At 66.1% G+C, this 22,287-nt stretch carries 24 protein-coding genes; 12 read left to right on the top strand and 12 right to left on the bottom strand.

Annotated elements, in window-relative coordinates; all coding sequences use genetic code 11:
• Positions 1–49 precede the first annotated feature (49 nt).
• Positions 50–2,923 (top strand): aminomethyl-transferring glycine dehydrogenase, encoded by a 2,874-nt coding sequence (gene gcvP / locus QX108_RS08830; protein WP_315779707.1) that lies wholly within the window; start codon positions 50–52, stop codon positions 2,921–2,923.
• Here the strand turns inward: gcvP and QX108_RS08835 are convergent.
• Positions 2,902–4,098 (bottom strand): DUF1835 domain-containing protein, encoded by a 1,197-nt coding sequence (locus QX108_RS08835; RefSeq protein WP_315799397.1) that lies wholly within the window; start codon positions 4,096–4,098, stop codon positions 2,902–2,904. The two genes, gcvP and QX108_RS08835, sit on opposite strands and share 22 nt — an antisense overlap.
• Before the next feature lie 168 nt (positions 4,099–4,266).
• Positions 4,267–5,361, bottom strand: coding sequence for a recombinase RecA (gene recA, locus QX108_RS08840; protein WP_315720995.1), 1,095 nt, complete (start codon positions 5,359–5,361; stop codon positions 4,267–4,269).
• A 480-nt stretch (positions 5,362–5,841) separates the two neighbouring features.
• On the opposite strand from recA, the gene QX108_RS08845 reads away from it, so the two are divergent.
• Positions 5,842–6,135 (top strand): hypothetical protein, encoded by a 294-nt coding sequence (locus QX108_RS08845; protein WP_315780551.1) that lies wholly within the window; start codon positions 5,842–5,844, stop codon positions 6,133–6,135.
• Positions 6,136–6,984: 849 nt separating this feature from the next.
• Here QX108_RS08845 and QX108_RS08850 read toward each other — a convergent pair.
• Complete coding sequence (locus tag QX108_RS08850; RefSeq protein ID WP_315779702.1) at positions 6,985–7,194, bottom strand: hypothetical protein; 210 nt, start codon at positions 7,192–7,194, stop codon at positions 6,985–6,987.
• Positions 7,195–7,542: 348 nt separating this feature from the next.
• On the opposite strand from QX108_RS08850, the gene QX108_RS08855 reads away from it, so the two are divergent.
• Both QX108_RS08855 and QX108_RS08860 read left to right on the top strand, forming a co-directional pair.
• A complete protein-coding gene (locus tag QX108_RS08855; RefSeq protein ID WP_315779700.1) occupies positions 7,543–7,782 on the top strand; it encodes a DUF6894 family protein in 240 nt (79 codons plus the stop codon).
• Between the two features lie 160 nt (positions 7,783–7,942).
• Positions 7,943–8,116, top strand: a complete 174-nt coding sequence (locus QX108_RS08860; protein WP_006610147.1) for a hypothetical protein — start codon at positions 7,943–7,945, stop codon at positions 8,114–8,116.
• 108 nt (positions 8,117–8,224) lie between these two features.
• Here QX108_RS08860 and QX108_RS08865 read toward each other — a convergent pair whose 3' ends face one another.
• Complete coding sequence (locus tag QX108_RS08865; protein WP_315720997.1) at positions 8,225–8,479, bottom strand: hypothetical protein; 255 nt, start codon at positions 8,477–8,479, stop codon at positions 8,225–8,227.
• Positions 8,480–8,573: 94 nt separating this feature from the next.
• Positions 8,574–8,870, bottom strand: coding sequence for a hypothetical protein (locus tag QX108_RS08870; protein WP_172114366.1), 297 nt, complete (start codon positions 8,868–8,870; stop codon positions 8,574–8,576).
• A gap of 282 nt (positions 8,871–9,152) precedes the next feature.
• Between QX108_RS08870 and QX108_RS08875 the strand changes: the two genes are divergently transcribed.
• Together QX108_RS08875 and QX108_RS08880 are read left to right on the top strand one after the other, a co-directional pair.
• Positions 9,153–9,593 (top strand): PaaI family thioesterase, encoded by a 441-nt coding sequence (locus QX108_RS08875; RefSeq protein WP_315779698.1) that lies wholly within the window; start codon positions 9,153–9,155, stop codon positions 9,591–9,593.
• A 145-nt stretch (positions 9,594–9,738) separates the two neighbouring features.
• Positions 9,739–9,990, top strand: a complete 252-nt coding sequence (locus tag QX108_RS08880) for a PilZ domain-containing protein (protein WP_172114368.1) — start codon at positions 9,739–9,741, stop codon at positions 9,988–9,990.
• Positions 9,991–10,003: 13 nt separating this feature from the next.
• Here QX108_RS08880 and QX108_RS08885 read toward each other — a convergent pair whose 3' ends face one another.
• Positions 10,004–12,034: a pyrroloquinoline quinone-dependent dehydrogenase gene (locus QX108_RS08885; protein WP_409998486.1), complete on the bottom strand. Its 2,031-nt coding sequence runs from the start codon at positions 12,032–12,034 to the stop codon at positions 10,004–10,006.
• 224 nt (positions 12,035–12,258) lie between these two features.
• The gene (locus tag QX108_RS08890) at positions 12,259–13,773 is read right to left on the bottom strand and encodes a caspase family protein (protein ID WP_315779694.1); all 1,515 of its coding nucleotides are present in this window, start codon (positions 13,771–13,773) and stop codon (positions 12,259–12,261) included.
• 344 nt (positions 13,774–14,117) lie between these two features.
• Here QX108_RS08890 and QX108_RS08895 point away from each other — a divergent pair, with 344 nt between their 5' ends.
• The 3 genes from QX108_RS08895 (at position 14,118) to QX108_RS08905 (ending at position 17,023) form a co-directional block, all read left to right on the top strand.
• Entirely contained in the window at positions 14,118–14,390 is a 273-nt protein-coding gene (locus tag QX108_RS08895; RefSeq protein WP_246739348.1) for a hypothetical protein, read from the top strand.
• A gap of 214 nt (positions 14,391–14,604) precedes the next feature.
• On the top strand, positions 14,605–15,651 hold the full coding sequence (locus tag QX108_RS08900) for an HD-GYP domain-containing protein (protein ID WP_315779691.1): 1,047 nt from the start codon (positions 14,605–14,607) through the stop codon (positions 15,649–15,651).
• Between the two features lie 136 nt (positions 15,652–15,787).
• Positions 15,788–17,023, top strand: coding sequence for a GNAT family N-acetyltransferase (locus QX108_RS08905; protein ID WP_409998487.1), 1,236 nt, complete (start codon positions 15,788–15,790; stop codon positions 17,021–17,023).
• Here QX108_RS08905 and QX108_RS08910 read toward each other — a convergent pair.
• Both QX108_RS08910 and QX108_RS08915 read right to left on the bottom strand, forming a co-directional pair.
• Entirely contained in the window at positions 17,001–17,666 is a 666-nt protein-coding gene (locus QX108_RS08910) for a DsbA family oxidoreductase (protein WP_315779689.1), read from the bottom strand. The genes QX108_RS08905 and QX108_RS08910 overlap by 23 nt on opposite strands.
• 68 nt (positions 17,667–17,734) lie before the next feature.
• Positions 17,735–18,550, bottom strand: coding sequence for a helix-turn-helix transcriptional regulator (locus QX108_RS08915; protein ID WP_315780547.1), 816 nt, complete (start codon positions 18,548–18,550; stop codon positions 17,735–17,737).
• A gap of 105 nt (positions 18,551–18,655) precedes the next feature.
• Between QX108_RS08915 and QX108_RS08920 the strand changes: the two genes are divergently transcribed.
• Positions 18,656–18,880, top strand: a complete 225-nt coding sequence (locus QX108_RS08920; RefSeq protein WP_315721004.1) for a hypothetical protein — start codon at positions 18,656–18,658, stop codon at positions 18,878–18,880.
• Positions 18,881–18,913: 33 nt separating this feature from the next.
• Positions 18,914–19,312 carry a hypothetical protein gene (locus tag QX108_RS08925; protein ID WP_315779688.1) on the top strand — a complete coding sequence of 133 codons (399 nt, stop codon included), beginning with the start codon at positions 18,914–18,916 and terminating at the stop codon, positions 19,310–19,312.
• A 59-nt stretch (positions 19,313–19,371) separates the two neighbouring features.
• Here QX108_RS08925 and QX108_RS08930 read toward each other — a convergent pair whose 3' ends face one another.
• Positions 19,372–20,049 carry an SET domain-containing protein gene (locus QX108_RS08930; RefSeq protein WP_315779686.1) on the bottom strand — a complete coding sequence of 226 codons (678 nt, stop codon included), beginning with the start codon at positions 20,047–20,049 and terminating at the stop codon, positions 19,372–19,374.
• Between the two features lie 139 nt (positions 20,050–20,188).
• Between QX108_RS08930 and QX108_RS08935 the strand changes: the two genes are divergently transcribed.
• A complete protein-coding gene (locus tag QX108_RS08935) occupies positions 20,189–20,803 on the top strand; it encodes a hypothetical protein (protein ID WP_315779684.1) in 615 nt (204 codons plus the stop codon).
• Here the strand turns inward: QX108_RS08935 and QX108_RS08940 are convergent.
• On the bottom strand, positions 20,800–21,450 hold the full coding sequence (locus QX108_RS08940; protein WP_315779682.1) for a DUF6321 domain-containing protein: 651 nt from the start codon (positions 21,448–21,450) through the stop codon (positions 20,800–20,802). The genes QX108_RS08935 and QX108_RS08940 overlap by 4 nt on opposite strands.
• Before the next feature lie 45 nt (positions 21,451–21,495).
• Complete coding sequence (locus tag QX108_RS08945) at positions 21,496–22,206, bottom strand: TetR/AcrR family transcriptional regulator (protein ID WP_315721009.1); 711 nt, start codon at positions 22,204–22,206, stop codon at positions 21,496–21,498.
• Positions 22,207–22,287 lie beyond the last annotated feature (81 nt).

Genomic DNA, 22,287 nt, shown 5'->3' on the forward strand with positions numbered 1-22,287 from the left:
ACTGGATGCCCCGCCTTCGCGGGGCATGACGAGGCATAGAGGATTGCTCATGACCACGCCGCTCAAGCCGCTCGATGATGCCGCCGCCAGCTTCGCCCGCCGCCATATCGGTCCCTCGCCGCGTGACGTCGCGGCGATGCTGGAGACCGTGAACGCAAAGAGCGTCGCGGAGCTGATGGCGCAGACCCTGCCCGGAACGATCCGGCAGTCCGCCCCGCTCGACATCGGCCCCGCCCTGAGCGAGACCGAGGCGCTGTCGCACATGCGCGCGCTGGCGGCGCGGAACCAAGTCTTCACCTCGCTGATCGGCCAGGGCTATTCCGGCACGATCATGCCGGCGGTAATCCAGCGCAACATCCTGGAGAACCCGGCCTGGTACACGGCCTACACGCCCTATCAGCCCGAGATCAGCCAGGGCCGGCTGGAGGCGCTGTTCAACTTCCAGACCATGATCTGCGACCTCACCGGGCTCGACGTCGCCAACGCCTCGCTGCTCGACGAGGGCACCGCGGCGGCCGAGGCGATGGCGCTGGCCGAGCGGTCGGCGCGCGCCAAGACCAAGGCCTTCTTCGTCGACCACAACGTGCACCCGCAGACCCTTGCGGTGCTGCGTACCCGCGCCGAGCCGCTCGGCTGGCAGCTGATCGTCGGCGATCCCGCCAAGGATCTCGACAGCGCCGAGGTGTTCGGCGGCCTGCTGCAATATCCCGACACGACCGGCGCGTTGCGCGATCCGCGCACCGCCATTGCCAAGCTGCACGACAAGGGGGCGCTGGCGATCCTCGCCGCCGACCTGCTGGCACTGACGCTTATTGCCTCACCAGGCGAGCTCGGAGCCGACATCGCGATCGGCTCGGCGCAGCGCTTCGGCGTGCCGATGGGCTATGGCGGTCCGCATGCCGCCTATATGGCGGTGCGCGATGCGCTGAAGCGCTCGCTGCCGGGTCGCATCGTCGGCCTGTCCGTGGATTCGCGCGGCGCCCCCGCCTATCGGCTGGCGCTGCAGACCCGCGAGCAGCACATTCGCCGCGAGAAGGCGACGTCGAACATCTGCACCGCGCAGGTGCTGCTGGCGGTGATCGCCGCGATGTACGCGGTCTATCACGGCCCTGAAGGGTTGAAGGCGATCGCCCGCAATGTGCATCGCCGCGCCGCGGTGCTGGCGGCGGGTCTGCGCAAGCTCGGCTTTGCTCCGGCAAGTGACAGCTTCTTCGATACGATCACCGCCGAGGCTGGCGCCAAGTCCGATTCGATCATCGCCCGCGCTGAGGGCGAGCGGATCAATCTCGGCCGCGACGGCAGCCGGCTGCGGATCGCGCTCGACGAGACCACGACGCCCGATGTCGTCGAAGCCGTGTGGCGCGCCTTCGGTGGCGAGCTGTCCTACGCCGCGATCGAGGCCGAGGCGCGCGACGCCGTCCCGGCCGAGCTGAAGCGGCAACGGCCGTACCTGACGCATCCGGTGTTCCACGCGCATCGCTCCGAGACCGAGATGCTGCGCTATCTGCGCAAGCTCGCCGACCGCGACCTCGCACTCGACCGCGCGATGATCCCGCTCGGCTCCTGCACGATGAAGCTGAACGCGACCACCGAGATGGTCCCGCTGACCTGGCCGGAATTTTCCAGCCTGCATCCGTTCGTGCCGCGCGCCCAGGCCGCCGGCTATCACACCATGTTCGCCGAGCTGGAGGACTGGCTGTGCCGGATCTCCGGCTATGACGCGGTGTCGCTGCAGCCGAACTCCGGTGCGCAGGGCGAATATGCCGGCCTCTTGGCGATCCGCGGCTATCATGCCGCGCGTGGCGAGAGCCATCGCACGATCTGCCTGATCCCCTCCTCCGCCCACGGCACCAACCCGGCCTCGGCGCACATGGTCGGCATGGAGGTGGTCGTCGTCGGCTGCGACGCGGGCGGCAATGTCGACCTCGCCGATCTCAAGGCCAAGGCGGAGGCGCATAGCAAGAAGCTCGCGGCGATCATGATCACCTACCCCTCGACGCACGGCGTGTTCGAGGAGCACATCCGCGACATCTGCGACATTGTCCATGCCCATGGCGGCCAAGTCTATCTCGACGGCGCCAACCTCAACGCCCAGGTCGGCCTCGCCCGTCCCGGCGATTACGGCGCCGATGTCAGCCATTTCAATCTGCACAAGACGTTCTGCATTCCGCATGGCGGCGGCGGCCCGGGCATGGGCCCGATCGGCGTCAAGGCGCATCTGGCGCCGTTCCTGCCCGGTCATCCCAACACCGATGGCGCCACCGCGCACCCCGTGGGCCCGGTGTCGGCCGCGCCCTACGGCTCGGCCTCGATCCTGACCATCTCCTACATCTACATGCTGCTGATGGGTGGCGATGGCCTGACCCGCGCCACCGAGATCGCGATCCTCAACGCCAATTACGTGGCGGCACGCCTCGATCCGCACTTCCCGGTGCTGTACCGCAACGAGCGCGGCCGCGTCGCGCATGAATGCATCATCGATCCGCGCCCGCTGAAGCCAACCAGCGGCGTGACAGTCGACGACATCGCCAAGCGCCTGATCGACTACGGCTTCCACGCGCCGACGATGAGCTTCCCGGTCGCCGGCACCTTGATGATCGAGCCGACCGAGTCGGAGTCCAAGGCCGAGCTCGACCGCTTCTGCGACGCCATGATCGCGATCCGCAAGGAGATCGCCGAGGTCGAGCAGGGCCGCTTCAAGATCGAGGCCTCGCCACTGCGTCACGCGCCGCACACGGTGCACGACATCGCCGACGACGATTGGACCAGAGCCTATCGGCGCAGCGAAGGCTGCTTCCCGGAGGGCACCTCGCGCACCGACAAGTATTGGTGCCCGGTCGGCCGCGTCGACAACGTCTATGGCGATCGCAACCTGGTGTGCTCGTGCCCGCCGGTCGACGACTACGCGCAGGCAGCGGAGTAAGCTGCCTCGCGCCCGCTCCAATCGGTCACCTGCCACGGCTCACGACAGTCGATGACGTGAGCCGTGTCGGGGTCCGGCGCGATCAGCACGCCATGCCAGCGCCAGAGATTGGCGTTGGTCAATTCGGTGCCGCCCCACCAGCGCCGGATGGGATTGTGGGCCGTAAAGTCCTCCTCGCCGGCAAGGATGGCCTTACCGAGCGGCGTGAGCGAAAGCGTGCTCGCCTTGTAGCGGTCGAGACGTTCACGGCCGTGGTGCATCTCGATCGAGAATGGCCACTCGGCCAGGCCCGAAATCATGGGCACCGGCGCCAGCGCCAGACCGTCGAGCAGCGCGCCCGCTTCCCAATAGTCGAACACGCGTCGTTGAAAGCGCTCCCGAAAGGGAGGCAGCACGTCGAGCGGGCGCTCGTAGCCGGCGGACAGCAATTCGAGGATTCTCAGTTCCGACGCGCCAAGGCCCGTCGCGGCCCCCGGAAGCTCATCGAGCATCTCCAGCACGCAGCGCCGAAGCTGCGGCAACGCACTCAGATCCTGCTTCAACAGATCGCACCAGGCCTGCGGCGTCGACGCTCGAAAAGCCTGCCATGCGAGATGACCAAGCTCCATATGTTCGCGTGAAACTGCAATGCCCATCGTCTGCTCGGCGATTTGCCAAGCTGGTGCATGAAGCGGTGTATCGACATGCCGCAACACGATCTTGTTCGCGATCTCCGCGTGATGGCGGAGATAATCCAAGAGCCAGATGAGCACCAACTGGTCGTTCGGTCGGGTGTCCATCCAGAGCTCGACACGATCACAACGATCGACAACTTCGAGAAGACCCTGGCTGCGCACACCGGCGGCCATCAGTTCGCGCCGCGAGGCGAAATCCAACCAGTGCGCCCTCTTCTGACGCGGCGGGCGTCCGGCGAGAAAAGCCGACAGATCCGCATCGGACGGCAAAGGCCCCCACACGAAACGATGCAGAATCGGCACCACCAGATCGGCAAAGCCGCCTCTTCGTAGCGCACCGGCGCCGGGGTCGTCGGCCGTGAGAATGAGGCTTGTCATCCGCTTGGCTCCGTCATGGCACGACCGGCGCACGGCGCCGCCCGCAATCGATTTCGGCGAAAACCGCCGCCAGAAGGCCCTGCGCCCCTCATCGACTGCGCAGATCCGGCGATCCGGAAACACGGATTCTCCTGTTTGCCCCCGGAGACAAGTCATCCCTCAAGGGACGCGCGCTGCGTCAAGGATTGCACCCGCAGGAACCAGGCCAATCCACCGGAGCGCGACGTATGGGCAAACGACGGGCGCCGGAACGTCGTCAAACCGACGTCCCCGGCGCCCGCGATGCTCGCTCTACTCCTCCGCCGGCTCCTCGCCGTCGCCGTCGGCATCGCGCTCGGCGTTGCCGGCCAGGATCTGCTCGGCGATCAGACCGGAGTTCTGGCGGATCGCAGCCTCGATCTTCGCGGTCATGTCGGGGTTGGCCTTGAGGAAGGTCTTCGAGTTCTCGCGCCCCTGCCCGAGCCGCTGGCTGTCATAGGAGAACCAGGCGCCGGATTTCTCGACGATGCCCGCCTTGACGCCGAGATCCAGGATCTCGCCCATCTTGGACACGCCCTCGCCATACATGATGTCGAACTCGACCTGCTTGAACGGCGGCGCCAGCTTGTTCTTCACCACCTTCACGCGGGTGGAGTTGCCGATCACTTCGTCGCGCTCCTTGATCGCGCCGATGCGGCGGATATCGAGGCGTACCGAAGCATAGAATTTCAGCGCGTTGCCGCCGGTGGTGGTCTCCGGCGAGCCATACATCACACCGATCTTCATGCGGATCTGGTTGATGAAGATCACCATGGTGTTGGACTTGTTGATCGACGCCGTCAGCTTGCGCAACGCCTGGCTCATCAGGCGGGCCTGCAGGCCCGGCAGCGACTCGCCCATCTCGCCCTCGAGCTCGGCCTTGGGCACCAGCGCCGCCACGGAGTCGACGACCAGAACATCGACCGCGCCGGAACGCACCAGGGTGTCGCAGATCTCCAGCGCCTGCTCTCCCGTGTCCGGCTGCGAGATCAGGAGCTCGTCGATGTTGACGCCCAGCTTGCGCGCATAGACCGGATCGAGCGCATGCTCTGCGTCGATGAACGCGCAGATGCCGCCCTTCTTCTGCGCTTCCGCAACGGTATGCAGCGCCAGCGTGGTCTTGCCCGAGGATTCCGGCCCGTAGATCTCGACGATACGCCCCTTGGGCAGGCCGCCGATGCCGAGCGCGATGTCGAGCCCGAGCGAGCCGGTCGACACCGTCTCGACGTCCATCGAGCGGTCGTTCTTGCCCAGCTTCATCACCGAGCCCTTGCCGAACTGACGCTCGATCTGGGACAGCGCTGCGGAGAGCGCCTTACTCTTATCCATGGAGGAACCTTCGACGATACGCAGGGCGGTGGCGGACATTGGCGCTCCTTATGGCGGGGATTCGCGGGATGGACAAACGGTTAACGAGGTCGGCCAGCAATCTTGAGGTGAATGTACTCCATCTGTTCTTTGTTCGCAATATGTTCTTGCGCGTTTTCCCGATCGTTCGCAGAGGCCACAAGTGGCTCGGTCGCATGGACGGCCGATCACACAGCCGGAGCGGCGACTGCGCAGGATCCGGGGTGCGCGATCGAGCCAAGTCGCGACAGGCTGGCCGAACCGCGACCCGCGACACCGGTTGCGACCCGGCCATCCCCACGATCGAGCCTCGCTTCCCTCGACTGCGACGAACCGAAATTCAACCAAGAATTGTATTTGCCATCAAGCTTTGCCATGCGGCTCGTGGTTTGCTTCCTCTCGAACTCGCAGCAACTCGCATCGCCCGGGCACCGCATGTCGAACAGCAATTCCGCGCCCACCGTGACGCTGTGGCGGCCGGTCGGCCCGAAGGAACTCGCGCTGATCGAAGCGTCGGGCATGCGCGCATTTCCGCCGCGCCTTCCCGAGCAGCCCATCTTCTATCCCGTGCTGACCGAGGACTACGCGGTGAAGATCGCGCGCGACTGGAACGTGCCGGCCAGCAGCAGTGGTCATGTGCTGCGCTTCGAGGTGCGGCGAGATTTTCTCGATCGCTACGACGTGCACGAGGCCGGCGGGCGCGACCACCTGGAGTACTGGATTCCGAGCGAGCATCTCGCGGACTTCAATGCCGCCATCGTCGGCCCGATCACGCTCGTCAAAACTTTTCCTTGAAGCAGACGACAAACAAACAGACTTCTGCACGCGTGCGTAGACCGCACGCTCCGTGGTTCTCCTGACGAGAACGAAGTTCCCGCAACCCTTCTACTTTTGTTCGGCTCATCACATGAGCACGCGCACTGATTTCGTGCAGCGACCTGCTCTCGCCGATCCCTAGATCTCGCGCGACCTCTCTCGGTCGCAGCGAGTTCCACAGCAGGATCGTGGCCGCGACTGGCCTCGCGCGCACCACGAAGACGATGATTGATTACGGGCTTGCCGACCTCGGCAAGGAGAACACGATCCTGCATTCTTTATCTGTTGACCATCATACCGCGGGGCCTTGAGTTGCCGGTGCATGCGGTCATGACAGGCAACAGGAACCTCCATCGGCGAGCAGCTCGTCCAGGATGAAATGGCGCTGCTGTTCCCCGCATGCGTGACACAATCAGAAGGCGACAAGTCCTGCCACCTGGACGGGACGTGATGGAGATCACGCGATATGCGGCCGGGTCACCGTCAAACCACGGCCATTGTCATAAACTTTTGGTTGTGGTAACAAATTCAGGTCATCGGGCGTCGCAACGAATTGATCAGCCCCGAATTTGTTTGTTCGTTTTCGATGACGGTTGGCGAATGTCACCGGCTGATACTGGCGCGTGATGTGCCGTCACCCTCGAATGCCATCTGCCAGCAATGGCTGCAGGCTCTGTCACCCGTAGGCGCACGGCCCTGAAACCATCCGCGCCGAAAGAAGGCCCCGGACCGCGTCCGGGGCTTTTGACGTTGCGCGCCCCCGCATGGGGACTGATCAGCAGCGCAGCTGCCGTTTTGTCGCAGCCGACCTGGAACGGATCGCGTCGGTTACGCATCATCATGTCGATGACACGCGATGATCTCACCTGCCGCTGCTGCAGAGCCGGCCTCCAGCGCATCGAGCTTCATTCGCAGCGCGGGGCTGCAGGAGACCGCCGCTGCCCGGCCTGCGACGCGCTGCTCGAAACCGTCGATGGCGCGACGGAGGTCGTCTACCGGCTCACGGTCGTGCCTGAGCGGGTCTTCGACGCGCGACATGCGCGCCCTCAAAAGACCGCACGTTCGCCCTGCAACCTTGATGTGACGCAAGGTGAGCATGCGCGTAACGAAGTAGATTGAAATTGTCATTGCCGAACTGCCCTGCCGGGAAGCTCCGACGTTGACCCGAGCCTCGGATCGCGGCGATCCGAGGCTCATTCGTCGCGGGTGGCTCGGGAATCGCGACGCCATGCGCTTTCGCAGCCACGACACCTGGCGGCCATCGCGAGCGGCGCCACTGGCGACCGTATTTTACCGGAATTGATCCAAGGGGCGTTTCCGCATCCATTTACGCTGCGTTCATCAAACCCAGCGGCCTGGGGCGGTCAGGGCTCACCGGTTTTGGCAATGCCGCTCTATTTCTTTCGTATCCGTAACGGCCACTTCTCAGGCGCGTCCGAGTACGGCACCGAGTGTGCCGATCGCAATGCAGCCTGGAAAGAGATGACGACTGTGTGCGCCGACATGGCCAGCAGCATTTCGCGCAAGCTCGCCGAAAATTCCGAGTGGCAGATGGAGCTGCTCGACGAAACGCGGCAGCCGGTCTTTCGCATCCGCATCGTGGCCGAGACGCTCGACCAGGCGTGACGGCGGCTTGCGGTCCGCGCGTCGCGCCGACCCTGAATGGCGAGCGCAACAATCAACAACCAAAGGCTGCGTAAGTTGTTGCAAATGCCTGCCATTTCGGCAGGCGCCCTTGATCCAGATCAAGTAGTCAGTTGCCCTCCTGGCAGACACTTAAACTTGTATGGGTAATCTGATCTTCAAATGTCCGCGGACCGGGATGAACGTGCAGCATTGGCTGGAAGAGCCGAAGCCAGGCGACCCCGCATGCGCTTACGAAACCGTGGTTTGCAAGGCCTGCACCCGGCTTCACTTCATCAACCGCGACACCCGCAAGCTGCTCGGCGAGCGCGAGTGAGCAGCGTCTAAAGCGCGATGAGATCAGGATGATTCGTCATCGCGCTTTCGGTTGTAGTTTGCGGATGATCTCTTCGGAAAGCCGCTGCGCACTTCTCCCGATCATGCTTTAGTCCGCGCTCGGCAATCGCCGCATCGTGAATTCGATGGCGCCATCGGGAAGCTCGCGCCAGCTTTCGACGGCGCTCATATAGCCGGCCTTGGGATAGCGGCTCAGATAGTCGCGCGCCTTGGCACGCGCTTCCTCCCGCGGCAGGGTGAACGTGTCGCGCACGTAGCCATCGCTTACGTAGCCCTCGCGGCCGTCGCCCTTCCGGCGCCGGGCCGCCATCCGGCTGGCGATGTCCCGCGGGCGCAACCCCATCGATGAACTCCCGACACGCTGCAACCTCGTCAATATAGACGAGACTGCGCAGAATCCGAGTCCGGAGGATGGGGGTCTGGCCCGCCGAATCGCTTCAGTTGGTGCTGGCGCCGGATTTCGGCTTCTTGGCCGCCGTGGTCTTCACCGGAGGGGTCGTCTTCGGCTGTTCCGCAGCGCGCACATTGCCCCAGGGGTCGGAGCTTGTCTTGGCATCCGGGATCTTGCGCATGGTGTCCTTGTAGGCCTTGTCGCGCGCGGCCTCCGCCTCCTTCTCCTCGGGGGTCTTGGACGGACCATCCGCGAGAAGATTGATGTTCGGCATCTGCGCCATCGCCGGAACGGCCCAGCCGGTCAGCAAGGCGACCGTCATCGTCACGATCAGCTTCTTCATTGGTTACTCCCCGGTATAAGCCGCCTTATACCATTGCATGGCCCTGCGCCAAGTCTGCGGGATGCGAAGTCTGCGGGATGCCACGTCTGCAGGATGCCCCGTCTGAGGGAACCAGGTTCAGGCGCAAACCCGGGGTATCGCAGCCGTCTCGCCGGACCTGTCGCCTCCCCGGCATTCATCATAGGATTTCAACTCCGGCCTTTTCAAGCCGGCGGCCATCGGCCGGCCGCTCCGGCCTGCGCTGGAGCCTGTCGGCGACAACACCTCGGAGGACCACCGCCAGTGCCGAACGACACCCCGGAATTCACCCTCGACGAGGCGCGGCGCATCCTGGATGACGTGTTCGCACCCTGGATCAAGGATCTCGCTCTGGCGGTCGAGGACATCGCCCCATCGGCGCAGGGCGAGCCCGGGGCCATCCTGCGGATGCCGTTCTCCTCACGCCTATGTCGTGACAATGGCGTGGTCTGCGGCCAGGCCTTGATGGCCTTTGCCGACACCGCGATGGTGATCGCCATGGTGACGGCAAGCGGCGGCTATCGGCCCATGACCACCGTCGACCAGACCACGCATTTCATGCGCGCCATAGCCTCCGCCGACGTGATCGCGGATGCACGTGTCGTTCGGATGGGGCGGACCATGAGCTTCGGCCGGGTCACGCTGACGAGCGCATCCGACGGCAAGCCGGTGGCGATGGTGTCGAGCGCCTTTGCGATGCTCTGATAAGGGTGGCTCCGGAGACTTAACGAAACGTAAAGACGACGGTCCGGCCTTCGCGGGCCGGATTTATCTCAATGAAACCCGGGCCTGATTTATTTTACGCGCTTTTGACACGAAAGGCGGCGTCAGCCGGCATCGGGTTACGGCCATGAGCGAGACAGATGAGAAGCGGATCGCACCCCGGCATCGGGTGCTCAAGCAGGGCAGGCTGGCGTTCGACGGCGGCGGCGCGGTCGATTGCATGGTCCGCAACATGTCCGATACGGGTGCGCGGGTCGAGGTGGTGAGCCCGGTCGGCCTGCCCGAGGCGTTCACGCTGGTGATCCCGTCTGACAAGTTCACGCGGCGTTGTCACGCGGTGTGGAGCCACGACAAGCGGATCGGCGTGGCCTTCGATTGAGCGGATCCGGCGGCTAGAGCCGCCGCCTCCGCAGCCGCCATCGCCAGCCGGCCGAGACAAGCACCGCAATCACCAGGCTCGCCGTGAGGCCACCGCCGGCGAACCGTCCGCCAGGCCTGTCGATCGTTCGCGACCACCAAGACGGCGCCTCGCCCGCCCGCGCCAGCCGGAATGCCACGACACTGTCGCCCAGCGATGTGCCGGCCTCGGAATGGCCGCCGGCTGCGATCACCAGATATTGCTCGCCCTTCCACTCATAGGTCATGGGATTGGCGACGCCCGGCGCCGGCAGCCGGCCCTGCCACAACTCCCGCCCCGTGCCGGCGTCGAAGGCGCGCAGATAGGCATCCATCGCGCCGGTGAAGACCAGTCCGCCCGCCGTCACGGCGACACCGTTGACGAGCGGCGTCCCCCATTTGAACGCAAGCCCGAGCGGCGCACGATCCTCCGTGGTGCCGACCGTCGCGCGCCACAGGATTTTCCCGGCCTTGAGATCGACCGCGACCATCTCGCCCCAGGGCGGCCGATTGCACAACAAACCGAGCTTGGACATCGCAACCGCGCGCGTCACCGCGAACGGGGCGCCGCGTTGCAGGCCGAAATCGACGCCGCGCGGCGGTGTCATGCGGTCGGCCTCGGCGCGCGGGATCAGCCTGACGACGTGAACGGCGCGACTGACATTGGCATAGAGGATCTGGTGGACGGGATCGAACGCCGCTCCGCCCCAGTTCACGCCGCCGCCGGTCATCGGATAGAGCAGCGTGCCTTGCGTCGTCGGCGGCGTGTAGAGGCCGTCGTTGCGCAGACCTGCGAGCTGATCGTCACAGGATGAATCGACGACGCGCGGCATCACCCGGAAGATGTCCGCCGGTGCGAAACGCTGCTCCAGCAGCGGCGGCACGTGCGTCGGAAATGGCTGCGTCGGAGAGAGATGCTCGCCCTCGACCGCGCCTTGCGGCACGTCACGCTCCTCGACCGGCCAGATCGGCAGACCGGTGTCGCGATCGAGCACGAACACGAAACCCTGCTTGGTCGGCTGCATCACGACGTCACGCATGCCCTGCCCGGTCTCGATCCGCGCCAGCGTCGGCTGCGCCGGCAGGTCATAGTCCCAGACGTCGTGATGCGTGGTCTGGAACGACCAGGCGAGCGCGCCGGTCTCGAGCCGCAACGCGACGACGGAATCGGAATGGCGATTGTCGCCTGGGCGCGCGCCGCCGAAGAAATCCGGACTGGGCGAGGACGTCGGAAGGAAGACCAGGCCGCGCTCCTCGTCGACCGACATCGGCGCCCAGACATTGGCATGGCCGGCAACGATGCCGTCATGGATCAGCGGATCGAAGCTCCAGCGCAGCTCGCCGCTGCGCGCATCGAAGCCGCGCACGGTGCCTCGGGGCGCATCGACCCGTACATTGTCGCCGATCGATGAGCCGACCACCACGACACCACGACCAATCACCGGTGCCGACGTGATCTGGAATTCTCCCGGCCACAGCAGGTCCCTGGCGATGTCGATCCGCACTTCGCCATCGGCTCCGAAGCCGGCGCAGGGACGTCCGGTCCGCGCGTCCAGCGCGATCAATCGGGCATCGACCGTGCCCATGAACAGCCGGCTGCGGCATGCCGCATCGGCCGGCGCCTGCGCGTCGATCCAATGCGCGACGCCACGGCAGGCATAGCGATTGGCCGGACGCCGTCCGTCGCCGACCTTGGGATCGAAGCGCCAGCGCGGCACGCCGGTGCCGGGGTCGAGCGCGACGACCTCGTTGAACGGGATGCAGAACACAAGGCTGTCCTCGACCAGGATCGGCGTCGCCTCGAACTTGGTACGAAGCGCTGCCGCCGGCGGCCGGCTCTGGAGATCACCGGTGTGATAGTCCCAGGCGGGCACCAGCCGATCGACGTTCGCCGGCGTGATCTGCGCCAGCGGCGAGAATCGCGTCCCCCCGGCGTCGCCACCCCAATGCTCCCAGCCATGGGCCGGCACCCCCATCAGCTGGCTCCAGATGACCGCCGCCCAAACGCCACCTTGACGCAACCACATCCTCCTCTTCCTCCCGCAAGCTGCCTCCGAAGCGACGCGTGAGCCATGAGAGCATCTCCCATGGGCAAATCCAGTCGAATGGGACGGTTGGCAGCCGATGCGGGACGAGTGGTTGAACGCAATGACGGATGGCGGACGCCAGGGACGACCGGACGGAGCTTCTCCAAATGTGGAAGCGGCCGCCCCTGCGGACGGCCACCTCGATCACGTGGAGTCGATGAGCTTCAGTAACCGTAGCCGCGCCGCGTCGGATAGCTCTGAGGAGCCCGACCATAGCCGCCGCCACCATAGCCCCCGCCGACGCCGATCCTCACACCAACCGGCGGCGCCACCCGCACCGGAGGTCCATAATAGTCGCGCGGCGGAGGCGGCGGCGCATAGACGACGACATCATCACCAGGGTCGCGGCGAGGCGTCCGGCCAGCGCGCCTGGGCGGATCCTCGTCGCGCTTCCGGGCCGGCTTCTCCTCGACCCGCTTCGGCGTCTCCGATTTGCGGGCCGGCGGCGGTGTCTGCGAGCACGGGCAGGTGGGACCTGCGGTGGCGGCCACCGGCACGACCGGCGGGCTGGCCGGAGCCGCGGCAGGGATCGCCGCATTGGCGGCCGCCACGACGGGCGCCACCACCGGCCGATTGCGCAGCCGCTCGATCAGCTTGCGTGCGGTCGGAGTCAGATCGCTGTCCGGATAGCTCGCGAGAAACCCTTGATAGGCGGCGACCGTGTTGATCAAAACCGCCTCGTTCCAGGCCGCCATCCTGTTGTGGAGGTCGAGCCACTCCCGCGCCTGCGGACCGTAGGGCGGCGCGGTGTAGAGCGCCACGAACGCCTCATAAGCTTCGACGCTGCCGTCGCCGACGATGATCTCGTTGGCGGCTTCGATCGGCTTGTCCTGCAGGCTGCGCTTCCATTCGTCGACGCTGCGCTTGGCGACCACCGGCCGCGGGCCGGCATTGGCAGCGCTCGCATCGGCGGAGACGACGAAGCGAAAATCCTCCGTCAGCGACGACGAATCCCAGGGCGTCTGGCGGCCTTCAGTGACCTTGTTCACTGCCACGCGCACCCGCTTGAACGCCTGCTCGATCGGCAGGCCCGGCTCCCGCGCGGCCTGTAGCAGGGCCGTGGTGTATGGGCTGTTGGCGCCAGTGCCGTCCTCGGCTTCCGCCCCTGGCGAGGTCGAGTACGACAGGAAGGTGCCCGGCGCGCCGGTCTTGGTGTCGACCAGCGCGAGACCGCGGCCGGCGTTCTGATTGATCGCGGGAAACGGATTGTTGCGGCAGGCGTCGAGCAGCAGGATGCGCATCCGGCTGGGCACAGAGTTGAGCGTATTCAGAAGATCGTTGAGACGCACCGCCTGCAGCGGAATGTCGGCCTCACGTCGCGGGTCGACGTCGACCGGAACGAGATAGTTCTCGCCATCGATCTGCAGGCCGTGGCCGGCATAGAACACCAGCGCCACCGTATCCGGTCCCTTGCTCGCAATCTTTGCGGCAAAATCCCCAACTTCGCGGTTCAAGTCGCGCTGCGACAGATCGGCGGCCCTGGTCACATCGAAGCCGGCCTCTGCCAGCATCTTGGCCATCGCATTGGCGTCATTCGCCGGATTGGGCAGCGGGGTCACCGCACGATAGGCCGACTGCCCGATCACCAGCGCCAGCCTGCTGCTCTCGGCCAATGCGGGCGACAATCCGGCTAGCAGGCCGCCGGCCAGCACGGCGGCCCTGAGAGCGTGGCGGAACATGGCAATCTCCAATCTGCACGTGACTTGCCCGTTGGTCGGGCCGGTTCGCGGCCCGGTTCATTGCCGGGAGCAAATGCCGCACGGTCGGCTCCACTCGGCAGGTCCTGCCGAGGCGTGGCGTCCTAGTCGACATCTTTGCAGCACGAGATTCCCGCAGCACTGCCGCGATCGCGACCTAGCGTCCGCGCCGCATGGCGTGTAGCTCGAAAATGCGACTGATGGCGTCAGTTGCGGGAATGCTCGCGGCTCTGCCGCTTGCAGGCTGCGCCGCAGACAGTCAATCCCGCCTCCCCGCCTTCATGCGCGCCAGGGCCCCCGAGCCGCCGCCGGAAGCTCCGCCCGACGTGGCGGTTCTCGTCCGCAAGTCTCTCGACATGATCTTCGTCGCCACGGCGCAGCCGCGCGATCTGGAGGCCACACCCGCCATGCGCACGGAGCGTGGCGACGCATGGACCGCCTGCGTGCGCGCCCAGATCATCTCCGTCGCCGGCGCTCGGCTCCGGCGCCAGACCTACCGGCTGACGATCCGGCAAAACGAAATCATCGACCGGCGGCGCGCCGTCCCAGGCCGCGACTGCGTGTCTGATGATTACAAACCGATCCTGCCCACGAAATGATTCAACCACAGGGCGACTGTACTGAATCCGGACGACCGGAGCTGATGACGAGCCGCTCCATGCAAGAACCTGCTACCACCTCGGGAACGTAGTGTTAGTTATTAGCTAACGCAAACCAGCGACCGCCCAGCGAACGAATGGCTCAAATTTAACGATTCCTGGGGAACATCATCTCCGACACACGCGCGGAATGACCCTTGGAATCTGGTTCTCCATGAACGTTCATATCGTCGGCGATGACACAGCCAAGCTCGCCCTGCTTCGTGGCATGCTGGCCGAGCGCTGCTCGCTCACATCGGAGCTGATCGGTGACGCCGACATCAAAGGCGGCGACATCGACGCCATCGTCGTCGCCGCGGATCTGCGCGACGTCGACAACATCACGGCATTGAAGGAGATCTCCGACCGGCTGGCGCGGATTCCGCGCCGCATTTTCCTGACCAACCACAAGTCCCGTCTGTCGACGGTTCAGGCCTATGCGCTCGGTGCTACGAGCGTGTTGTCGAGCACACCGAGCCGCAATCAGTTGCTGGGAAAGCTGCTGGATGCGCGGCCGAACTCGGCGGTCAAGAGCGTTGCGGTCGACGATCGCCAAGCCGCATTCACGGGTGCGGCCTGCATCGCCTCGATGTTCGCTGCGGTGCTCGGCGGCGCCGAGATCGACATCGAGGAGACGCGTCGCGCCGGCAAGCGGATTGCGGAATGTATCGCTGAAAACGGCCTGTCTGACTGGCTCGCGACCGTTCGGCGCCACCATGAAGGCACTTATCAGCATTGTCTGCTGGTTACCGGCATCACCGTCGACTTTGGCCTGAGCCTCGGCGTCCACAGCTCCGATCTGGAGCGGCTCTACATGGCCGCGATGTTCCACGACATCGGCAAGGCCAAGATCCCGCTGACCATCCTCGACAAGCCGGGCCGGCTCGACGTCAAGGAGCGCGCGCTGGTCGAAACACACCCCGCGGCGGGATACGATGCGCTGAAGGACAACGCGGCGATCACGACCGAGGTGCTCAACGCGGTCCGCCACCATCATGAATTTCTCGACGGCAGCGGCTATCCGGACGGGCTGATGGCCAACAACATCCCGGATCTGACGCGCATCCTCACCATCTCCGACATCTTCTCGGCCTTGATCGAATATCGCAGCTACAAGCCGGTGATGGCGCGCGAAAAGGCATACGAGATTCTGCAGGGGATGGAAGGCAAGCTCGAGAAGCCGCTGATCGGCGCCTTCCGCGATGTCGCGCTGATGCGCTGAGGCTCAATCAAGCCGTGGTGAATGCGCCGTTAAGGCCGGCACGCAAATCCTAATCGAGCGGCAAGGCCTATCTTGTCAGCTTTGCGATACCGTTCGGCGGGGCGGCGCGGTTCGCGCAGCAAGGGGACGATGGGACGTGGCCGAGATCATCGATCATTCGATTGCACATGCTTCAGCGGGCGCACCGGGGCGCCGCACCCACGCCGGCACCGTTGCGACGGCAGCGCCCTTGCTTGCGCTCGGAGAGGTCGCTGTTCCGGCCTGGCAGGCTCTCGCCCAGCGGGCGCTGGAGCCGAACGGCTACTACCTGCCGGGTTGGGAGTTCGCCGTCGACGCCTCTGCCCAGGGCCGCACCGGCACCTCGGCGCTGTGCGCGTGGAATGACGACCCGTCTCCTCACCTCGTCGGCCTCATGCCCGTCACCTCGCTGTGGCGCGCCTGCAAGCTGCCGCTGCCTGTGCTCGCCAGCGGCCACCCCTACGGCACGCTGTGCACGCCGCTGCTCGATGCCGGCAGCGCGGAGCCGGCCGCGGCGCGACTTCTCGACGAGGCCAGGCGAACGGGTGCACGCGCGGTGCTGCTGCGCGACATGTCGGTCAAGGGACCCGTGATGCAGGCGTTCGCCGCCATCCTCGGCAGCGCGGGGCTGCGTCCACGCATCGTGCACTCCTACGAGCGAGCATGCCTCGACGCGACCGGCGACGGCGAGACGATGCTCCACGACGCGCTCGGCACCAAGAAGCTGAAGGAGCTGCGCCGCCAGCGCCATCGTCTGGCCGAGCATGGCGAGATCCGCTTCGAGGTCGCGCGCGCCCCCGGCGATGTCGCAGCTGCGCTCGAGACCTTCCTGCGGCTCGAGGCGAGCGGCTGGAAGGGACGCCGGGGCACCGCGCTGATCCAGCATGATGGCGATGCAACCTTCATCCGGCGCGCAGTACCGGCGCTCGCGCAGGACCACGCCTGCGAGGTCATCAGCCTCCTGGCCGGAGACATTGCCGTGGCTGCGGGCATCGTGCTGCGCCACCGCGGCCGCGCCTTCTTCTTCAAGCTCGGCGTCGACGAGCGGTTCGCGAAATATTCGCCGGGCGTGCAATTGACGCTCGATCTGACGCGGCACCTCTGCAGCGATCCGTCCATCAGCTCCGCCGATTCCACCGCGGGTCCCGACCATCCCATGATCAATCCGATCTGGCGCGGGCGCCTTGCGATCGGTGACGTGCTGATCCCGCTCTATGCGCGCGATCCCGCCGTCGAGATCATTCACGCCGCGCTGATCGCCCGCCGCCAGGGCCTCGGCCTTGCCCGGCGCGCGGTTCACGCGATCCGCGACTGGCGGAGACACCGGACGACTACTCAGCGGCCTCCGCATTGACCTCTGCCGAGACCTGGCGAATGGCGCGCGCCAGCATCTGCGGATCCTGCGCGCCGGACACGGCGTATTTTTGCGCAAAGACGTAGGTCGGCACGCCGGAGATGCCCTTCTCCGCGGCTTCCTGGGCCTGCCCCGAGACCAGCGCGACGTCCTCGTCGGTTGCCAGCATCTTGCGGACGACGGCGGCATCGAGCCCGCAATCCGCGGCGGCCTGCACCAGCACCTCGGTCTCGGTGAGATCGCCGCCGTCGCGGAAATACAGCTCCATCAGCCGCTGCTTCATCTCGGCCGCCTTGCCGATCTGGCCGGCCCAGTGAATGAGGCGATGGCAATCGGTCGTGTTGGGCTGGCGCGCCACCTTGTCGGGCCGGTAGGTCAGTCCCTCCTGCTCGGCGGCCGCGACCACGCGACCCGCGATGCCCTTATAGGCTTCGACCGAGCCGAACTTGGTCGTCAGATACTGCTCGCGGCTGATACCCTCGCGCGGCACCCAGGGATTGAGGAAGAACGGCCGGAAGTTCACCTCGACCGGTACGTCGGGCACCAGCTTCAGGGCCTCCTCGATGCGATGCTTGCCGATATAGCACCAGGGACAGACGACGTCGGAGACGACGTCGATGATCAGCGGCTTCAAGGTGCTCATGCGCGTGCCTCCAGGTTCCGACGGGCTGCGTCCAAGATAGAGTGGTGAACGGCCAACACAAGCTCAGGTCACAGCGAGGTAACCATCTCCTTCAACCTCGCGGCCGTGAGCTCGTCAGCCGGGAAGAAGGTCTCCAGCGCCAGCTCCGACAGCGTGATGTCGACCGGCGTGCCGAACACCATCGTCGTCGAGAAGAAGCTCAGCACGTCGGCGCCGACCCGCAGCCGCAGCGGAATCGCGACGCTGTCGGTTGCGATGGGCCCCGATCGCGCCGGGATCGGATAGGATTTCAGCTCCTGATAGAGCGTCAGCAAGTCGGCATCCGCGGTGGCCTCGCATTGCCGGTGCAGCCGCTCCAGCAGATGCCCGCACCATTCGGCGAGGTTTACCGTCCGCGCGGCGAGCCCCTCGGGATGGAGCGCGACGCGCAGCACGTTGAGCGGCGGCGCCAGCAGCCGTTCGGGGATGCCCGCCAGCAGCGGCGCGATCATCCGATTGGCTGCGACCAGGTTCCAGTGCCGATCCACCGCGAGCGCCGGATTGGGCTCATGCGCCTTGAGCACCAGGTGCATCGCCTCGCGCGCAGCCTTGAGCGCTGGATCATCCAGCGGGCGCTGCTGAAACGCCGGCGCGTAGCCCGCGGCCACCAGCAGCACGTTGCGCTCACGCAGCGGCACGTCCAGCCGCTCCGCCAGTTTGAGGACCATGTCGCGCGACGGCGCGGCGCGGCCGGTCTCCACGAAGCTCAAATGCCGCGCCGAAATCTCCGCATCGAGCGCGAGATCGAGCTGGCTGAGATGCCGGCGCTGCCGCCACTGCCGCAGATGCTCGCCGACATGAACGGGTTTGGCGCGGTCGGCGCGCGCCGAGGCGAACTGGGTCATCATGAGCGGAAGACCTATCACGCAGACGTCAGCGCCACCATGACGTGCGAGGTAATCGAAATGCCTCGCGTTGCCGATCATCGTCCTCACCACAGGAGATGACCGATGAGCAGGCCGCACACGCCGACAACGAGTCCAGTCGCAGCCGTCAGCCGCTGGATGGCCGGGCTTGCAACCTCGCTGCTGGCGCGCTCGCTCAACCTGCCGGAGCCGCTGCTGCACGCCACGGGCAGCCTCGTCTTCGCGCAGGTCTATGAAATGGAGCTCCGGGCCGCACGCTCGCTGCGCCCGGCGCGCCTGCGACGTCAACTCCTCGCCTGGTTCCGCTGAAGCCAACCTCACCCCAACCGAAGGAGACCCGACATGATCACCTCGTCCGCCCTGCTCCGCCGCGCCTTGATCGCCGATGCCGTGTTCAGCGGCGTCGCGGGCCTTGCGCTCACCTTCGCCGCATCGCCGCTCGCGGCACGGCTGCAACTCCCGGACGCCCTGCTTCTTGAGACCGGCCTGTTCCTGATCGTCTATGCTGCGTTCGTCGGCTGGCTGGGTTCGCGGCCACTGGCACCGAAGCCGCTGGTCCTGCTCGTCATTGCCGGCAATGCCGCCTGGACGATTGGCAGCATCGCGCTGCTGTTCTCCGGCCTCGTGACGCCCAACCTGCTCGGCGAGATGTTCGTCGCGGCCCAGGCGGTCGGCACCGGCGTGTTCGCCGAGCTGCAATATATGGGGTTGCGCCGAAGCGCCGGCGCGGTCGCCGCCTGAACGGCCAGACGTCGAGCGATCGGTCGCCGCGTGCCGCGCGGCGGCCGAGCCGGCTTCGCTCAGGCTGCCTTGGCGCGACCCGCGGCCGCTTTCGCCGAGCCGGATTTCGTCTTGGCGCGCTTCAGACCGGCAGCATCGCGGCGCGTCTGGCCGCGAGTCTTGGTCGCCTTGTCCATGCTCGCCTTCGTCATGGCCCGCTGCTTGTCCCTGCCCTTGACGAGCGTCTCGGCCTTCTTCGCCTTCTTCTCGGCCTTGCGCGCGTCTTTCGCCTTCTCCTTGGCCTTCACCCGCGCCCGCTCGTCGCGCGCCTCGGCCTGCTTCTTCGCCCGCTTCTTCTCGCAGGCATCGCATTTGCAGCCAATCGGCTTCAGATAGGCTTTGAAGTAGTCGGTGCCGTAGTCGTAGTTGATCTCGTCGCCGGGCGCGATGTTCTTGATCGCGCGGATGACGATCTTCTTCTTGCGCGGCTTGACGTCGGATTCGGCGTTCGGCTTGCAGGAATGATTGATGTAGCGGGCGACGTTCTCGCGGATCGAGCCGTCGATGGTCCAGCGCTTGTCGAGCTCGAACAGATATTTGTTCTCGATCGCGTCGTCCTCCGCCTTCTTCGAATCCAGCAGCGGTCCGAAATAGCGGATGATCTTGGTGCCCTTCTTGATCGGCTGCGTGGCGAACAGGCCAAGCCCCGTCTTGGAGCGGCCGACGCGATAGGGTTTGGTCTTTGGGATGACAGGCATGAGCGATGAGAAGAGATGGACCTCGCGAGGCCGCCGTTCTAGGATAATTTCACGACGCTGTCAGGTGTTTCCCGCTGCCGTTTCGCGTCGTCCCCAGCTTGCAGCGTCCTGCGCGGGACGAGTTCCGGACATCAGGCGCATGCCCAGATCCTTCATCAATGGCGCGGTTTCGCGAATCAGTGTCGCGCTCGTGCTCTTGATCCCGTGGATCAGCCGGGCGGCTGCCGAGACCATCGCCAGCGCCTACACGTCGGCGGCCGCCAAGGACTGCCGGACCATCGGCAAGCCGGAGGGCGACAGCTCCACGCAAACCTGTCCCGGCAGAGACGGCCTGATCCTGCTGGTGAATGAAGGCGATCTTCGCCAGACGGTGTCGGTGGGCCGCAACATCCGCACCGCCGCGAAGGAGCCCGCAGCCCAGACCTGGTTCGGTCCGTTCAACTCCGCCGGCCCCATCGTGGAGTGGCGCATGGCCGACGGCAAACCGTTCGCGATCATCCAGCGCTGGCAGATCGCCGACAATGACGACCAGGGCAGGAAGGGGCCGAAGGACAAGCCGATGCTGGTGGTGACGCGGCTGCCGCCGGGGCCGGTGTGCCACGTCGCTTATGTCGATGCCGCCGGCACCAACGCCAACGAGCTCGCGCGCCAGGCGGCTGACGAGGCGGCGCGGGGCTTTGCCTGCGGCAAGGACAAGGTGAAGATCATGGGCCCGCGCGGCCGCGTGATCGATCTGGCGTTGCCGCAGCCCTAGCCTCTTCTGCCTCGGGCATCCCGGTCCTTGATGCGATGGTAGCGTGCGAGCAGCCGCTCGCCCTTTGCTGCAATCCGGCGCGCAGCTGCCACGGTGCGCGGCACCGGCTCGCCCCAGGCATGCGCCGAGAGCGCCAGCCGCGTGGGACGCCCTTTCGCGTCGACGAGCGGCGGCAACCGCTTGCGTCCGTAGAACCGCACCGCCCAGCTGCCCTTGCGGCGCATCTCCAGCGGCGTCATCTCCGACACCTTCTTGGTGACGCCCGGCTTCAGATGCGCACCGTCGCGTTCGGCAAACGCCCGGCGCCCCGCCGCGGTGAGGCCGCCGCGCGGATCCTTCTCCGGCGCTTGGGTTGTCGTCTTCCGAGAGCGAGCCGCGCCGCGCTTGGCCGGTCGCTTCTTTGCAGAGGGGGCGGCGCGCGGCGTGGTCTTGGACTTCGCCGTCCGCTTGCGACCGCTGGTCTTGGTCTTGGCGGCCTTCTTGGCCGCAACGCGCATGTTGTCGACGAGGTTGGGATAGCGCCGTCCCGCCCGGCGGGCGCGCGCCTTGGCCGTCGCCTTTTGTGCCGGGGTGAGAGGCTTGGAGGCCTTGCCGGCGCGCTTGCGCGGATTGGTCTTGCTCCAGGGAGCGCGTGGTGATCGTGCCATGCGTCATCAACGCATGATCCCCGACCCGGTTTCCGCTGCGTCGAACTAAGCCCCCGGCGGCAGCCTCGGCACGGTCGCGCGCAGCATCGCATCCAGCAGCGATTCGGCCGTGGTGCCCGCGGGAGAGCGGCGCAGAATGTCGGCGAGCCTGCCGTCGAGCAGCAGCATCGTATAGCCATGCACCAGCGACCACGCGCGCGCGATCGCCGCGGCCTGATCCAGCGAAAGCTCCTCGTCGCCGACAAGGCCTTCGCGTCCCGCCACCGAGCCCGCCAGACCGGCAAAAGAGGCCTCGGCGGCAGAGTGCAGCGACGGGCGCGAATAGTCGAGGCGCTCGGTGCGGAACATCAGCCCGTACATGCCGGGATTGGCCTGCGCATAGGCAACATACGCATGCGCCCGGGCCATCGCGCGCTCGATCGGCGTGCCCGGCGATTCTCCCGCGGCCTTCATCGCCGCGTTGAATCGCGTGAAGCCGATTGCGGCGAGCTCGCTGACGAGCCCGGTGAGATCCTTGAAATGATGCGTCGGCGCTGCATGGGAGACGCCCGCCTCGCGCGCCACCGCGCGCAAGGTGAGGCCCGCGAGGCCGTCCCGCTCCAGCACGCGCTCGGCGGCTTGCAGCAGCGCATCGCGTAGCGCGCCATGGTGATAGGGCGCCGCCTCCGCTGCGCCGGTACGTCGCCGCGCCAGGCGTGCCGCTGGCGCAGGCGTGCGGCCGGGCCGGACCCGAACCTGTTCCGTCTTGCTCGTCATGAGCCTCCTTATACAACCAATTTTGACACCGTAAAGATTTGGCTTGACCATCGCCTGCGCGACCGATAGCCTTATCTTTAC

This window comes from Bradyrhizobium sp. SZCCHNR1002 (assembly GCF_032381435.1).
Taxonomy (GTDB): domain Bacteria; phylum Pseudomonadota; class Alphaproteobacteria; order Rhizobiales; family Xanthobacteraceae; genus Bradyrhizobium; species Bradyrhizobium aeschynomenes.